Annotated in this window: 11 protein-coding genes; 5 read left to right on the forward strand and 6 right to left on the reverse strand. The window is 62.2% G+C overall.

Translation table 11 applies throughout. From position 1 onward, the window contains the following. Nucleotides 1-154 precede the first annotated feature (154 nt). Genes AB4Y34_RS15635 through AB4Y34_RS15650 form a run of 4 tightly spaced genes read left to right on the forward strand, consistent with a single transcriptional unit; the run spans nucleotide 155 to nucleotide 4,901 of the window. Nucleotides 155-1,444 (forward strand): FecR domain-containing protein, encoded by a 1,290-nt coding sequence (locus tag AB4Y34_RS15635; protein ID WP_368716533.1) that lies wholly within the window; start codon nucleotides 155-157, stop codon nucleotides 1,442-1,444. Next, nucleotides 1,432-3,297, forward strand: coding sequence for a CHASE2 domain-containing protein (locus AB4Y34_RS15640; RefSeq protein WP_368716534.1), 1,866 nt, complete (start codon nucleotides 1,432-1,434; stop codon nucleotides 3,295-3,297). The genes AB4Y34_RS15635 and AB4Y34_RS15640 overlap by 13 nt, the downstream gene beginning before the upstream one ends. Further along, on the forward strand, nucleotides 3,284-4,600 hold the full coding sequence (locus AB4Y34_RS15645) for a tetratricopeptide repeat protein (RefSeq protein WP_368716535.1): 1,317 nt from the start codon (nucleotides 3,284-3,286) through the stop codon (nucleotides 4,598-4,600). Before AB4Y34_RS15640 ends, AB4Y34_RS15645 begins: the two co-directional genes overlap by 14 nt. Nucleotides 4,601-4,658: 58 nt before the next feature. Next, complete coding sequence (locus AB4Y34_RS15650; RefSeq protein WP_368716536.1) at nucleotides 4,659-4,901, forward strand: hypothetical protein; 243 nt, start codon at nucleotides 4,659-4,661, stop codon at nucleotides 4,899-4,901. 40 nt (nucleotides 4,902-4,941) lie between these two features. Here AB4Y34_RS15650 and AB4Y34_RS15655 read toward each other — a convergent pair whose 3' ends face one another. The 6 genes from AB4Y34_RS15655 to AB4Y34_RS15680 form a co-directional block, all read right to left on the reverse strand. After that, nucleotides 4,942-7,362 carry a glycosyltransferase family 4 protein gene (locus AB4Y34_RS15655; RefSeq protein WP_368716537.1) on the reverse strand — a complete coding sequence of 807 codons (2,421 nt, stop codon included), beginning with the start codon at nucleotides 7,360-7,362 and terminating at the stop codon, nucleotides 4,942-4,944. An 11-nt stretch (nucleotides 7,363-7,373) separates the two neighbouring features. After that, a complete protein-coding gene (locus tag AB4Y34_RS15660) occupies nucleotides 7,374-8,405 on the reverse strand; it encodes a glycosyltransferase family 4 protein (protein WP_368716538.1) in 1,032 nt (343 codons plus the stop codon). After that, on the reverse strand, nucleotides 8,402-9,703 hold the full coding sequence (locus AB4Y34_RS15665) for a methyltransferase domain-containing protein (RefSeq protein ID WP_368716539.1): 1,302 nt from the start codon (nucleotides 9,701-9,703) through the stop codon (nucleotides 8,402-8,404). The genes AB4Y34_RS15660 and AB4Y34_RS15665 overlap by 4 nt, the downstream gene beginning before the upstream one ends. Then, nucleotides 9,700-10,953, reverse strand: coding sequence for an ABC transporter ATP-binding protein (locus tag AB4Y34_RS15670; protein WP_368716540.1), 1,254 nt, complete (start codon nucleotides 10,951-10,953; stop codon nucleotides 9,700-9,702). The genes AB4Y34_RS15665 and AB4Y34_RS15670 overlap by 4 nt, the downstream gene beginning before the upstream one ends. Next, entirely contained in the window at nucleotides 10,950-11,639 is a 690-nt protein-coding gene (locus AB4Y34_RS15675; RefSeq protein ID WP_368716541.1) for an ABC transporter permease, read from the reverse strand. Before AB4Y34_RS15675 ends, AB4Y34_RS15670 begins: the two co-directional genes overlap by 4 nt. Nucleotides 11,640-11,777: 138 nt before the next feature. Then, complete coding sequence (locus tag AB4Y34_RS15680; protein ID WP_368716602.1) at nucleotides 11,778-12,944, reverse strand: glycosyltransferase family 4 protein; 1,167 nt, start codon at nucleotides 12,942-12,944, stop codon at nucleotides 11,778-11,780. Nucleotides 12,945-13,192: 248 nt separating this feature from the next. On the opposite strand from AB4Y34_RS15680, the gene AB4Y34_RS15685 reads away from it, so the two are divergent. Continuing rightward, on the forward strand, nucleotides 13,193-15,031 hold the full coding sequence (locus tag AB4Y34_RS15685) for a type I secretion system permease/ATPase (RefSeq protein WP_368716542.1): 1,839 nt from the start codon (nucleotides 13,193-13,195) through the stop codon (nucleotides 15,029-15,031). The last annotated feature ends 11 nt before the right edge of the window (nucleotides 15,032-15,042 follow it).

Raw genomic sequence — 15,042 nt, forward strand, 5'->3', positions numbered from 1 at the left:
CCGTCACATCCTAATTACAAAATTTCGCTAATCATTACCGGATTATTCGATCGCAGTGCCGTGAGGATCTCGGGGAAAAGATCAGATGCAGGAACGCATACTTCGAGGGGGTCGTTCGGCCGCATTGCAGTTCGTTGTTTGCACGGCGTTTCTTGTGCACCATGACGCGCATGCGGAGTCCGCGACGATTGGCAATGCAGTCCTCGTGATTGGACAGGCGTGTGCACAACGCGCGCAAACGTTTTGCACCCCGCTTGCCAAGGGCGCCTCCATTGAGCAGGGCGACACCATCGAGACGGGCAAAGATGGCTACGTGTACATCACCACGGTCGATCACGGCTTTATCAGTGTGCGACCCAATTCATCGCTGACATTCGAACGCTACGAATACAACCCGGCCGATCCACGCAAGACGGTCATCAAGCTGTCGCTGACGAGGGGCATGGTGCGCGAGATATCGGGTACGGGTGCTCAGGCCGCGCGCGACCACTATCGGATGAACACGCCGGTCGCCGCGCTCGGCGTGCGCGGCACCGATTTCACCGTGTTCACCGACGAAAACGTGACGCGCGCAGACGTGCTTAGCGGCGGCATCGTGATGACGCCGTTGGGCGCCGGCTGCTCGGCGACGGGCGTGGGTCCTTGCGAGGGCTCGGCTGCGGCACAGCTATTTGCTGGCAAACCGAACGAATGGCTGCAGGTGTATCGCGGCAGCGCGCGCCCTGTCGTAATCGACTCTGGACCGTCGCTGATGATGTCCGAGCAGGCAGTGGCCGAGTTGAAGAGCGAGGAAAACAGCGCTCGCGCGGCGACCGCCCAGGCGCCGGTCAGTCCGGGCGTTGCGCCTGCGGAGTTAAGCTTCCCGCTGACGACACCTCCCCCCGCCGATCCGCCGACGCCGGCAGCACCAGCGGTACCCGTCGTCGACCCAGCGCCGGAGGCGCAGATCTTCTGGGGACGCTATAAGTCGCTGGGTTCGTATGGCGCGGACACGACGTTGACGGCGCTGGTGCAGCAAGGCAGCGAACAGGTTAGCCTGACTGGGACGGGGCCTTTCGCGATGACCCGCGCGCCGCAGACGGAGATGGTGATGCCCACCTCCGGCAACTTCAAATTCGGGCTTCAGGCGGCGCAGGCGTTCGTGGTCAATGCAACGACGGGCGCGGCGACAGAGGCGCAGATCAGCAATCCGCTACTGTCGATCGATTTCGGCACGCGTGCTTTTCAGACGAGCATGAACCTCAGCGCAAACGGCGCGAGCTATGCGATTTCGGGAAGCGGCAGCGTGACTCCGGACGGCAAGCTCGTCAGCGAATTCGGCGTTTCGCGGGCGCTCGTCAGAGGTGTGCTCGCAGGCAAGAACGCCACGCAGGCGGGCTATCTGTTCACGCAGTCTCTCGGCGGGAGCAATGCGGCCTATGGAGCGACCCAGTGGTCCCGGTAGCAGGCCTTGGCACGCTGGACCAAATTCGCCTCACGATATTCGCCCTGATCTCACTGCTAGGCTGCTTGCTGGCGACCGGAGCATGGTCGCCTGAACCATATAGCCGGCTCGGCTATGCGCTCGACGACTGGCAGCAGAAGCAATTGATCACGGCCGCACCGGACCCGCGCATCGCTCTCGTCGACATCGACGAGCGCTCTCTCGATGCGATCGGGCCGTGGCCCTGGCCACGCGCCGTGATGGCGCGGCTCGCGCAGACGCTGTTCACGCGTTATCACGCGAAAGCGGTCGGCCTCGACATCATGTTTCCCGAAGCAGGACCGGACGACGGCGATCGCGCACTGCTCGACATCGCGCATCAGTATCCGCTCGTGTTCGCGCAGGCATTCGCGCTCTCGGAGGGAGCGGGGGCGCCTCATGCCGGGCATGTCGGCGGCGCGCTGCCGACAGGCACGCACGTTGCCCATGCGCCGGTGGCGTCGGGATTTGTCGGCAATTTCTTTCGTGATCCACAGGTCTGCGTCGGGCATGTGACACCGCACGCCAGTGTGGACGGGGTGGTCCGTTCCGTCGCCCCGGTGATCCAGTACGCAAACGCCGTCTATCCGATGCTCGCATGGCAGTTGATCCATTGCCGCAATGCGAGCACTTGGCCGCTCGCATCGCTCGCCAGCCTGCCGATTGACTCGCAAGGCCTGATGCATGTGCCGTTCCGGCATTCGCTTCAGTCGCTCGACGTGGTATCCGCTTTCGATGTGCTCACGCAAAGGGTGCCATCTTCCCTGCTGGCGCATCGTTATGTGCTGGTCGGCTCGTCGGCGCTCGGGCTCACGGATCACGTCGCATCGCCGATCGAACCATGGTTGCCGGCGGTCATCGTGCATGCCGAACTGCTTGGCGAACTGCTCGATCTGGGCTCGCACGACGATACGCAAGCGCAGGCGGCATGGCTACCGATCGCCTGGGCGGCGTGCTCGATCATGATCTTCGCGGTGCTGTTCCGCCAGCAACGCGCGACGATTGCGCTGGTGTTGATCGTCGTGACGACGTCATTGTGGCTTGGCCTGTTGGCTTCGACACGCAGTGTGCCCACGCAACTGGCCGCACTGCCGTTGATTCCCGCGGCGGTGTTCCTGCTGGTGCAGGCGCCCGTCGAGTGGATTTATTCGCAGGCGGCGATGCGATCGTTCGAGCGCCGCTTCAGCCACTATTTGCCGCCGACGGTGCTGCGCGAAATCATCCGCGAGCGGGGACTCGCGACCTTCAAGCCGGAGCGTCGGCAGATATCTGTGTTGTTCGTCGATATCGAAGGCTACACGCGGCTCGCCGAGCAGATGCCACCCGAGCATCTGCTCGCGATGACGGAAGTCGTGCTGACGCGTCTGACCGGCTGCGTGCACGACACGGAAGGAACGCTGGATAAATACATGGGCGACGCACTGATGGCATTCTGGGGCGCTCCGCTCGCGCAGCCTGACCATGCGGATCGCGCTCTCGATTGTGCGAGCGCGATGCTGCGCGAGTTGGCGGCGCTCAATCATAGTGGGCTGCCTGTGTTCGACGGTAGGACGATTCGCGTTCGCATCGGCGTGAATAGCGGACCCACGGTGGTCGGTGAAATCGGCTCCAGCTCGCGTAAGTCCTACACCGCAATTGGCGATACGGTCAACGTGGCGTCGCGGCTCCAGGAGTATGCGAAGACGCTCGAAACCACTGTGCTGATTGGCCACGAAACTGCGCGGCAGAGCGAACGTCATCGTCTGAAGACCTGCTCTCAGGTGGCACTGCGTGGGCGCGACACCGCCGAATGGCTTTATACGATGCACGAAGGCGATACCCATGCGATTCATTGAGCGGCGCATTCACGCGCTGCCGTCGCGTGGTTCATGGCGCGCAATCGTCGGAGTGGTGCTGCGTGCGCTCGGCATCGTAGTGACAAGCGCACTGGTATCTCACGCAATGGCGCAGACCCCGGAAAGTCTCTTCGATCAGACCATCGATGATGATCTGCAAGCGCAGGCCGAGGTTGCGATCAGTGACGGAGATCGCCAGCGCGCGCTATTGCTGCTGAATGAAGTGGTACGGCGTGACCCCCGCCAGGCAGGCGCGCTACTCGATGCGGCGATTCTGTATTGCCAGCTGGGGGAGCGCACGCGCTCGCTAGAAACGCTCGCGCGTATCGAAGCAAAATACGACGTGCCACCCGCCATCGAGAAGCTGATCGTCTTCTATCGCGCGAGCGCGTGCACACCGAGTGCCCCGCGGCCGCAGTTGATCGCGAGCGTCGGAGCGGGCGTCACTTCGAACGCGAATTATGGACCGTCGAATTCCGTCGTGAATTTCGCGCCCAGTTCGCCAGTCAATTCGCTGATCCTCGCACCCGAAAGCCTTGCGCACGGTGACCAGTACATTGAATCGGCGGTGCAGGGCGAGTTGCCGATTTCGTCCGTGCCAGGTCTGGAACTGCTCGCTGGACTAACCAATCGTCAGTACCGCAGTCAGCACAGCTTCGACCAGCGCTCCGCGACGATCGGTCTGGCCGACAGGACCAGTGTGATGCGCGGCGAGCTTTATAACCAACTCACCGCAGACATGCTGTGGCTCGGCACGCGTGTCTATCAGCGCGATATCGGCTGGCACGCGAATTTCTGGCTGCCGCCGTCGGCATGGCGGTCGATGCTCACGCGCGGCGGCCTCGATCTGACGGTGCTGAATTCCGCGTATCCCGGCAACTCGCTCTATGACTCGGTGTATGTCGAAGTGCGTGCGGCGTTCCAGGCTCGCATCGGCGAGCGCGCCTCGGTGCAACTATTCGTCGGTCCAGCATGGGACAAGCCGTTGAACGGACGCCCCGGCGGATCGCAGCACGGTTATTCAGCCTGGCTGTCGGCCGATTACGACATGGCCCGTCATGGCCAACTCGAAGCAGTCTTGCAGCAGCGAACGCTGATCGACGCCGATGCGTATGACCCAATATTCTTCGGCACGCTGGGCCGGCACCAGACCATACGGGCGGCATCGCTGCGCTACACGTATCCAGTGGTGCGCGGCTGGTCGGTGTATGCCCAGGCATCGGCAGCGCGTGTCTCCGATTCTATATCGCTCTTTGCGTACTCCGTGTACAGCGGCTCGCTCGGTCTGTCGTGGAAGTACTAACGCGACAAGCGCCGCGCTAATCGCTAGAATAGATCTACTTCACCGCCAGGTTCGCGCAATGAAAAGTCCGATCATAATTTCTGAGTCGAATACCGCAACTAGCCAGGACCAATCCGTATGTCTGGAATGGCAAGGGTTCCAGCATCAGTCGTATGACTCGGTCGACAATCTGCTGCGCGAGTTCACGCATGCAGCATCGACCCATGCATCGACCCATGCAACGAACGAGGCCGCCGCAGTCGAGGTCACGGTGGTGGGCCAATTCGATGGCTTGCTGCCGCTGAGCCACTATCTGTTGTAGGGCGTACCGCTGGCCGCGGATACGCCTTTCCCATACCCCTCTACGCCAGCACCTGCGCGAGCGACTTCGAGTAGGCCGCGGCGATCGCGGTCCAATCTCCCTCTGCTTCAACACGGCGGCGCGCATTGCGCGTCATCGCATCACGCTCCGCCTGCGTCAATTGCAACATCGCTTCAATGCCATCGGCGAAGTCGTTGGCTTCCGCGCACAGATATTCATGGCCGGCGCGATAGCCGAGGCCGCGCGCCCCAAATTCGGTACTCACCACCGGCAGACCCACAGCGGCGTATTCGAGCAATTTCAGGTTGGTCCCTGAGCCGGAAACTACCGGGTTCAGGCCCAGGTCGCTGATTTCAAGCCACGTGGCCTTTTCTGCATCGCTGACCACATCCACGAGACCGACGTTGGACGGCAGCTCCCAGCTCTGGACCGAGTGGCATACCGAACCCAGCAACACGAAGTGGACCGAAGGCAAGCGCGTGGCTGCTTCGACGATCAAGCGCGCGGCATCGATGTTCGGGCCGTGCGCGCTGCCCATGAAGAGGGCCAGCGGATGCGCGACACGCAGCGCCGCGCGGCGGCGCTCTATCTGCGCGCCTGCGCGCAACCGCGTCGCCGCAACGTCGATGCCGTTGGGAACGACGATCATCTTCGCGGCATCGCCTGCCGTCCCGTAGAGCTCGCCCATGCGTTCGCGATCACGCTCCGAGCACGCGGTGACGAGCGCCGCGTCGAGTACGGCACGGCGCTCCAGCGCAAGAACCTGATCGACGGCCCAGCGATGTGGGCCGTAAATGTCGGCCTTCAGATCGGCTTCGACATTGTGCGCTTCGTAGATGAAGGGTTTGGAAGTGACTTCGCGCAATGCGGGCATTGCGTACGGATGAGAGCACACGATCAGGTCGGCGCGTCGCGCGAGTGCGTCGATCGCGTCTAGCCATTCGGGGGCCGTGGTTGGATGCATGGCGGCCGCGATATCTTCAGCGGAAGCGCCCAGCGAGCGTTCGAGCTGATACTCGGCCTCAGTGAATTCCTGTGACTTCGGCACCAGTTCCTCGGTAAAGCCATCCGCGAGATTGCGCGTACCTCGCATACCCACTGGCGCCAGATTGACGAACTGCACGTCGAAGTGTTCGGCGACCCGTTTGTACAGCCCATGCAGGCGCAGTTTGCCGCCACTGATCACCGGGGTGATCGGATAGGTATTGAGCACGCCAAGCACTGGCTTCGCGCGCCTGGCGACGATCGCCGGCGCGGCGACTGTTGCGTCGGTTGCCTGACCGTCGGAAGCCACTTGTCGGCCGGCAGCGAGCAGCGCATCGCACAGCGTGGTCCAACTCAGATGCTCAACGCTCTTGCGCCCGGCCAATCCCATATTCCGCGCTTCGGCAAGATCGCCGCAAACCCGCCGCAACGCGCCGGCGAGCGCAGCCGCATCCGGTTCGACGACCAGTCCCGAGCGCTGATGCTCGATCAGTTCGAGCGGACCGCCCGAATCGGTAGTGGTGATGACCGGCTTCGAGGCCAGCATCGCTTCGAGCGTGATAAGCCCATAGTCTTCATCACGCGGCACGAACGGCACGCAGACTGCGCGCGCATACTCCTGCGCGAGCTGAACATCGGTGATGCGTCCGAGAAAATGAATGCCGCGATGGCCAGCGGCGGCCGCGCGCAAGCGCGCTTCATCGGGGCCGCTGCCGGCAATATGCAGTGGCACCTCCACCTTGCTCTGCCGGTAAGCCTCGATGATCAGATCGATACGCTTGGCCGGGTCCAGACGGCTGGCGCTGAAGATGGCTTCCTGCGGGCCAGGCGCGAGCCCCTTCAGACCGGTCGGATGATGATGGACCGCGACTTTCACGCCGGCGGGGAAATAGCCTTCCCGCGCCGCGACCACCTGCGAAATCGCGGCATAGTGAACGATCTTGTCAGGCCGCATCGCGATTGCGTCGAGCAGGCGTATCACCGCGCGCGTGACGGGCCCTGGAAACGCCCAGCAAGCCGCTTGCGGCGCGCGTTGCCACGCTGCGTCGAGCGCGTCGAGCAGTTCATCGAGTTCGAGGTTCGCCGCATCGCGCTTGACGAGCGCGTCCACGATACGCGCCGGCATGCCGAGCGCGAGCAGTGCGTCGGGTTCGAACTGCGTCGGCATACCCGATGGGTAGCAGTCGTACAGGCCGCGCAGCGTGTGCTGGAGATAGACGACGTGATTGCGATGTCGAATCGCCCAAGCGGGGTACTTGGTGCTGATCACCATGTCGAAGTGATCGAGATCCAGTCGCAAGAACTGCCGATAGCTGGCCAGCAGTTCGCCCATGTTGCCTTCGCGGGTTGGCAGTTTCATCAGTTCCGCCACGATTCCCGGCCGTGCGTTCAGTGCGTCGAGCAAGCCCCACCACAGGTTCTCAGCGCCGCCAATCACAAAGGGAACCGGGCTCGGCGCGACAATGGCAATTCTCATGGGAGATCAGGTTAGAGAGGTTGGGTAAGCTGCTCGGTCACACCGCGCCACGAGATGTTCGCAGCCCGGTAGGCTTCGAGGCCGCGCATGCCGGCGTCGGCAGCCTTGCGCGGATGTTGCGCGAGCCAGTCGAGGCGCTGGGCGAGCGCCTTGGCGTCGGGTGGCTCGATCCAGCCAGTTTCGCCGTCACGAACGAACTCCAGCGGTCCGCCGGAGTCGGTGCAGGTAATCACGGGTTTCGACGACAGCATTGCTTCGAGTGTGATGTATCCGTAGTCTTCATCGAAAGCCGGAAACACCACGGCCAGCGCGCGTGCGTAAAAGGCGCGCTTTTCGGCCTCGGTCACATGTCCGATCAGCGCGACGCGGCTACCCACGTCATGTTGTTCGATAAGCCGGGCAAGCACCTCGCGCTGACCGCCGTCGCCTGCCAGCAGGATCTTCAGCGGCGAGTGCATATGACGCGCCGCTTCGATCAGCAACGATTGCCGCTTCAGCGTTTCCAGGCGACTCGGGAAAAATACATACGGCAAAGCCTGTTCGCAGCGGAACGACTCCGCGTCTGCCGGCGGATGATAGAGCGGCGTCGCTTCGATCCGGTTGAAGTCGCGCAAGCGCGCGGCGACGCGCCGCGAATTGGCGAACACCAGGTTCGCGCGCGAGAGCGCCGCGTTGTCGAACGCGATCACCTGCGCGCGCAGCTGCTTGAGTTCAGCGGTTGCCTGCGCGGCATCGTACAGTTCATAAACCGCGCGATGCTGATGCATGACCCACACCCGGTGATTCGGGTGGCTGATTCCATAGCCCGGAAATTGCAGGCTGATCACCTGGTCGATCGTGACGCCGTTCGGACGGATGAAGTCGAGCGACTGCGCATGTTCCATCGCCCGCGCGATGTCCCGTTCCGGCGAAAAGCGAAAAGGCAGACGCAGCAGCTCCACCTCATGTCCCGCCTGTTGCAACTCACGGACCACGCCGGCAATGTGATACGAGGCGCCACCATGCATGAATGGCACCATGTTCGCGGTCACCAGGATCTTCACGCCGGCGCTCCTGTTGCGGTCCGTTTGCGTCCATACACCGCGAAGTCCTGCGGACCGCAGAGATGGCCGTTGACGCGCTCGGTCAGCGGATCGTTGCCCGGCACCTTCGCTTCTTCCGGGTATGGGCTGCTGCGAATGATGTCGATCGCTTCGAAGTGGTGATACTTCAGCAGGAACGTAATCGCGCTCGGCGTTATCGGGTTGCGGTGCGTGAAGTCGTGATAAAACGTGTGACTGCCAACCAGTATGTTCTCCGGGTTCGGCGTTTCGAACAGGACCGAACCGCCTTCCACCAGCACCCGGTAGCTTTCCTGCACGAGCGCGAACAGATAGTCGAATGGCAGATGCTCGATGATATGAAAACCGGTGACCGCGGCGACCGAGCCTGTCGGCAAACTGCGCAGATACTTCAGTGCGTCCGTATGGCGGGCGTCGAAGCCTTGCGCGACGCAGGCTTTGACCATGACCGGGCTGACGTCGATACCGATTGCGTCGTGGCCTCGCTCGCGCACATACGAGAGCCATTCCCCCCGACCGCAGCCGATATCCACGATCTGATTGAGTCTGCCCGCGCGCGGAACATTCGTTGCGAGCCAGTCGTCGTAGATCGCCAGCTTCGCGCGCACGTTCTCACGCGTGCCGCGATTGGCATCTTCGAATGCAAGGTAATAGGCGTCGATGATTTCCGGCGCCACTGCGAGGCCTTTGCGAAACTGTACCTGCAGATCGTCCACGCGTCGTGATAGTTCTTCGGACCGCGCGGCCTGGCGCATCACGGCACCGACAGTGTTTTCGAAGCGGCTCCGCCACGCGACCAGTGAACGGGAGAGCAGGCGCCGCGCATAGACGCCGTCGGCATATCGTCCGACTCGTGACGCCAGCGGGCTGAGTCCTGCATGGCGCAGCACCCGCTGCGCGAGGGTCACGCCAATGCCGAGGCGAAGCCCCGGCACCTGCACGCCAGTGCGCCGCCCTTCTTCCGACATGCGCAGCTTCGCCAGCAGCACGAGCCGGCTGGCGCCGTTCTTCAGTTGACCGACATAATTGGCCCGGCCCGCTGGATCGGACTCGCGGCGTAACACGAGCCGATAGGCGCCATCGACGAAAGCCTCGTCCTCGGCAATCATCAGCTGTTCGATCGATGCGGGAGCGCAAAGGCCGGCGACATCCAGTTCGGCTCCGGCGGGCGATACGGCATGCCCCAGCGCAGCCGTTGCAGTTGTGTCGCTCGGGCCGGCATGGGCAGCTGCTTCCGCCTTGACACGCGCAATCAGATCTTGAAGTACTGCGTTGGTCATGATTCTCTTAACGTGGGTTGTTCCAATTCCCGTACAGGGTATTGAGCAAATTGCGACGGCACGTAGCACAGTCCGGAGAAGGGCACATGCTGAAAGCCGGCGATTTCGAAAGTCGCGGCGGCGTCCCACCAGTGCTGGCAATCGTGCACGTGGGTGTCGTCCGAATGCAGGGCGACCGTGACCGTATATTTGCCAGGCGCGAAATTCAGCGGCAGCGAAAAGCGGCAACAAACGCTATTGCCGGCGGAGAAATGCGCTTCCTTGCGCAACAACGCGGTATTGGTGCCGAACACGTCCTGGCCAAAACGATCGCGAATCAGAATGCCAACTGATAGCCGGACGTCCTGGTCCGACTCGCATTCGAGGTCGATCGTCACTTCTTCACCGGACGCAAATCGCATGGCCGGCCCGAAGCGACCTGACAGCACCACGTTGCGCACGCGGGTGCGCAACGCACCATAGGATTCCGGCGTCGACTGGTTGGCTTGCGGCGCGTCGCTATCGATGCCCGCAATCAGCCGGTAATAGATCTGCGCGGCTTCTTCCGGCAAGCCGTCGTAGACGACTTCGCCGCCCGAAAGCAGGATGGCCCGATCGCATAGCAGCTTCACGGAGTTGATGTCGTGCGACACATACAGGATCGAGCCACCAGCGTCGCGAAACTCGCGAATGCGCTTCAGACACTTCTGTTGAAAGCGCGCGTCGCCGACCGCGAGCGCTTCGTCGACGATGAAGCACACCGGGTCCGCGTGAATCGCCACCGCGAAGCCGAGCCGCATGATCATTCCGGACGAATAGGTACGCAGCGGCGCGTCGATGAAGTCAGCCAGTTCGGAAAAGGCGACGATCGCGTCGAAACGTTGTTCGATCTCTTCGGTCGTCATGCCGATCAGCCGCGCATTCACCGCGATGTTCTCGCGACCCGACAGCTTGCCGTCGAAACCGGTGCCGAGTTCCAGCAGACCCGCGATTCGCCCCCGCCGCACGATCGATCCGGCATCGGGCAACAGCACGCCACTCACGAGCTTGAGCAAGGTCGATTTGCCCGCGCCGTTCTGGCCGAGCACGCCGATCGCCTCGCCCTGTCCCAGTGAGAACGAAACGTCCCGCAGCGCGGCATGCACGCGATGCCGCGGCTTGCGGGAAAAGCTTTCTATCAGGCGGTCAGCGGTGCGGTTGTAGATCTTGAAGCGCTTCGAGAGCCGTTCGATCTCAAGAACTGGTGGACCGTTCTGCGCGTGTGTCGTCACAACGTATCCCTCAGTTCAGATTGCAGACGGGTCAATAGAAGGCGCCCCGCGAGCAGGCTGAGCACCGCAGCGCCGAACAGTGCGAGCAGTTCCTTCAGCTGCGGGTATTGATGCCATACGATGATCGCGTGCACCGAGTCGATGGCCCAGAAGATCGGACTGAAGTGCAACCCCTTCGCGGCCCACGGTGGCAGGATCGAAGCGAGGTAGACGACCGGCGTGAGCCAGAAGCCGAATTGCAGCACCACGTTCAGCACGTTCTTGATGTCGGGAATGAACACGTCGAGTGTACCGAGGACGATGCCAATGCCGTACGCGAACGCGCTTAGAAGCAGCGCGATGACCGGCAGCATCAGCCATTGCACGCCGATCGGATGGCCGACGACGAGTAGGAACATCGCGAAGAACGCCATCGTGATCGCATACACCGCCCACTCGGCGAGCACGATATGCATGGGCATCACCCACAGATCGACGCTTATCTTGCGGATCAGATGCGCCTTCGAGCTATAGACGGGGGTGAGCCGGTTCAGCAGGTTAGCGAACAGGTTCCACGTGAGCAGGCCGCCGATCAGATAGACGGTGTACAGATAGGGATCGGCATCCGCGCCGATGCGCGCGCGCATGAATTGGGAAAACACCGTGCTGAACAGCACCACGAAGGTCACGGCTGAATCAGCAGCCACGCGGCACCCAGCGTATTTTCCCGATGCCGGTCGATGAGATCCTGACGCGACAGCAGGAGGACATGCGCGAGGCTTGTTCTTAATGTATGCATGAAACGGATTCGAGGTGGATCGCGGCGCTCGTCGGAACCGGCTTCGTCAGGCGAGAACCTGCCGATAGACGGCGAGCGTTTCCTCGGCAGTGCGCTGCCAACTGAAGGATTGCGCACGGGCGGTGCCGGCCGTGATCAACCGCTCACGCAACGCGCGATCGTCGATCAGCGACTGCATCGCTTCGGTAAATCCTTCGACATCGGTCGGCTCGCGCATGATGCCGGCATCACCTGCCACTTCCCTAAGCGCGTCGGCCGTCGAGCACAATACCGGCACGCCAGCCGCCATGCCCTCGATGATGGGCAGCCCGAACCCCTCATAGACGGATACATAGACGATCGCGAGCGCGCCCGCGGTCAGCAGCGGAATGTCGTCGTCGGACACATAGCCGAGCTTGCGCACGGAGCCTTCACGCAGACCCGGTTCAAGTGCGCGGTGCAACGTGTCCGTCAGCCATCCTTCGATGCCGATCAGCACGAGCGGGAACTGGCGCCGGACCGCGGCCGGCAGGCGCGCATGCGCGGCCAGCGCGGTTTGCAGATTCTTGCGTGGCTCCAGCGTGCCCACGGCCGCGAAGTACTGGCCATGTGCGAGACCGTGGCGGCTCAGTACTTTACTGGTCGCTTCGGAGGAATACGGCTGGAAACGCGTCGACACGCCGTTATACACGACCTTGATCTTATCGGGCGCGACTGAAAAGCAGGCCTGTAATTCTTGCCGAACGAACTCCGATACCACGATGACCCGATCCGCGCGTTCGAGCGCGCGCGGAAAGTTCGCCCGCAATAGCGCGAGACGCTGGGCAGGGTGGTACTCCGGATAACGCACCCACGAGACATCGTGAGCGGTGATCACTGTCGGCCCGCGAAAGCGGAACGGAATGAAGTTCGGATCGTGATAGACCTGCGGAGCACGCCGCCGCCGGATGCCCGAATCGAAACGATACTGCTCGACGTGTGGCATGAAACGGTATGCGGAGGGCAAATACTTGCGCGCAAAACGTTTGGCACCGGCTGCCGCGATGGTGCGCCACGACTTCGTTGCTCGTGCATCTCCCGCGGCGGGCGCTGTCGTGCCGTTCTCATGCGACGAAGACCAGTGCGTGCCGTAAAAGAACCGCACGCTATGTCCCCGGTGGACGAATTCGCGAGCCAGATTTGACGCGTACTGGCCAATACCTGTAAGCGGCGTGAGTAAAGCGCGCCCACCCATTGCGATGTCGAGCTGAGCGTCGGAATAGTTGTTGTCGAGCAAGGTACTGTCTGCAATAAGGATTCTGAGAGCAGCGCAAGTATCGGGTTTGTTTTCGCGAATAGATGTGACGGCCGTCACATTTCACGCGCAATTGATCGAGCAGAATGAGCGCCTTCAGAACGGACCGACGCACGGGGTGTCGGCCAAAGAATGACCACACTAGAAGTGAATCGAGAGGCGTTGCGAGACCGGCGTAACGAGCAAAGATGACCAGTAAAGTCAGAGTGCCGTCGAATGAAATCATTCAGGCGTTGTTAGGCTACCGCCGCGTGTTTCGCACGCTAGGCGCATTTAGCATGCTCATCAATTTGTTGATGCTCGTGCCGTCCATTTACATGCTGCAGGTATATGACCGCGTGCTGCCAAGCCGTAATGGCGTCACGTTGGCGATGCTGACGCTGATGATGCTCGGCATGTACGGGTTCTCGAGCGTGCTCGAATATGTGCGCAGCTTCATTGTGATCCGCATCGGCGGCAAGTTGGACATGCACTTGAACAGCCGCGTATATACCGCTGCGTTTGAAACGAATCTCAAACAGCAGGGCGTCAATGCGGGGCAGTCTCTCAATGACCTGACGACGATCCGGCAATTCGTGACCGGCAATGCGCTGTTCGCATTCTTTGATGCGCCGTGGTTTCCGATTTATCTGGCGGTTATCTTCATTTTCAACGTCTGGCTCGGCGTGTTTGCATTGGCGGGCTCGGCGATCCTGATAGCGCTGGCAATCGCCAACGAACGTGTTTCACGTCGTCCGCTGTCGGAGGCGACCAGCCTGTCGATTCGCTCGACCACACTCGCCACCGCTAATCTGCGCAATGCCGAGGTCATCGAGGCAATGGGCATGCTGCCCAACCTGATGGCGCGCTGGTCAGTCCTGAATGCGGGCTTTCTATCGCGCCAGGCTGAAGCGAGCGAGAAAGCGGCGCTGGTCGGCAATGTCACGAAGTTCTTCAGGCTCTCGTTGCAGTCCCTCGTACTGGGGATCGGCGCGCTGCTCGCGATCGACGGCAAGATTTCTCCGGGCATGATGATCGCGGGTTCGATCCTGATGGGCCGCGTATTGGGTCCGCTCGAAATGGTGATTTCGGTCTGGCGTCAGTGGAGCGGCGCTCGCAGTGCGTACGACCGCCTCGTCGAACTGCTCAAGAACAACCCGGTGCGGCGTATCGGCATGACGCTGCCGCCGCCGACCGGACGGCTGACGCTCGAAGGCGTGAGCGCAGCGCCGCCGGGGATGCGGGTGCCGGTGGTGCAGGGCCTGTCATTCACGATCGAGGCCGGCGATGTGGTCGGCGTGATCGGACCCAGCGCGTCCGGGAAGTCGACGCTTGCACGGCTGATGGTCGGCGTGTGGCCTGCCGCGGTCGGCACCGTGCGGTTGGACGGCGCGGACATCTATCAGTGGGACAAGGATCAGCTCGGACCGCACATCGGCTACCTGCCGCAAGACATCGAACTGTTCGGCGGATCGATCGCGGAAAACATCGCCCGCTTTGGGCAGATCGAATCGGAGAAGGTCATCGAGGCGGCGAAGCTCGCCGGGGTTCACGAAATGATTCTGCGTCTGCCGCAAGGCTATGACACGTTGGTTGGCGATCGCGGCGCCGGGCTCTCCGGTGGCCAGAAGCAGCGCATCGGTCTGGCGCGTGCGCTGTATGGCAATCCGTCGTTCATTGTGCTGGACGAACCGAATTCGAACCTCGACGAGACCGGCGAGGCGGCGCTCAAGCTGGCGATCGAGCGCTTGCACGCAGCCGGCAAGACCGTCGTGCTGATTACGCATCGGACCAGCATCATTGCCGCTACGACCAAGCTGCTGCTGCTCGTCGAAGGCCAGCTCAGGATGTACGGGCCCACCGCGCATGTGCTGGCGGCGTTGCAGAATGCGCCCGCGAATACGGCGGCTGCGCAAGCGGCTGCTGCAAAAACGACCGCGACGGCTCAATCCGCCGCTACGGCTCAACCTGCCGCCTCAAACCCGGCTTCGTCCAACCCTCATCAGCCATCCGACGCTCAAACAGCGGATGCGGATGCCACAGTCTGACCCGCAGATTT

Origin of the sequence: Paraburkholderia sp. BR10954 (assembly GCF_040965775.1) — a bacterium.
Taxonomy (GTDB): Bacteria; Pseudomonadota; Gammaproteobacteria; order Burkholderiales; family Burkholderiaceae; genus Paraburkholderia; species Paraburkholderia youngii.

Excerpts from the sequence above, each read along its gene's own strand:
- AB4Y34_RS15645 (WP_368716535.1), top strand. The coding sequence starts at position 3,284 with ATGCGATTCATTGAGCGGCGCATTCACGCGCTGCCGTCGCGTGGTTCA.
- AB4Y34_RS15650 (WP_368716536.1), top strand. The coding sequence starts at position 4,659 with ATGAAAAGTCCGATCATAATTTCTGAGTCGAATACCGCAACTAGCCAG.
- AB4Y34_RS15655 (WP_368716537.1), bottom strand. The coding sequence starts at position 7,362 with ATGAGAATTGCCATTGTCGCGCCGAGCCCGGTTCCCTTTGTGATTGGC.
- AB4Y34_RS15665 (WP_368716539.1), bottom strand. The coding sequence starts at position 9,703 with ATGACCAACGCAGTACTTCAAGATCTGATTGCGCGTGTCAAGGCGGAA.
- AB4Y34_RS15680 (WP_368716602.1), bottom strand. The coding sequence starts at position 12,944 with ATGGGTGGGCGCGCTTTACTCACGCCGCTTACAGGTATTGGCCAGTAC.
- AB4Y34_RS15685 (WP_368716542.1), top strand. The coding sequence starts at position 13,193 with ATGACCAGTAAAGTCAGAGTGCCGTCGAATGAAATCATTCAGGCGTTG.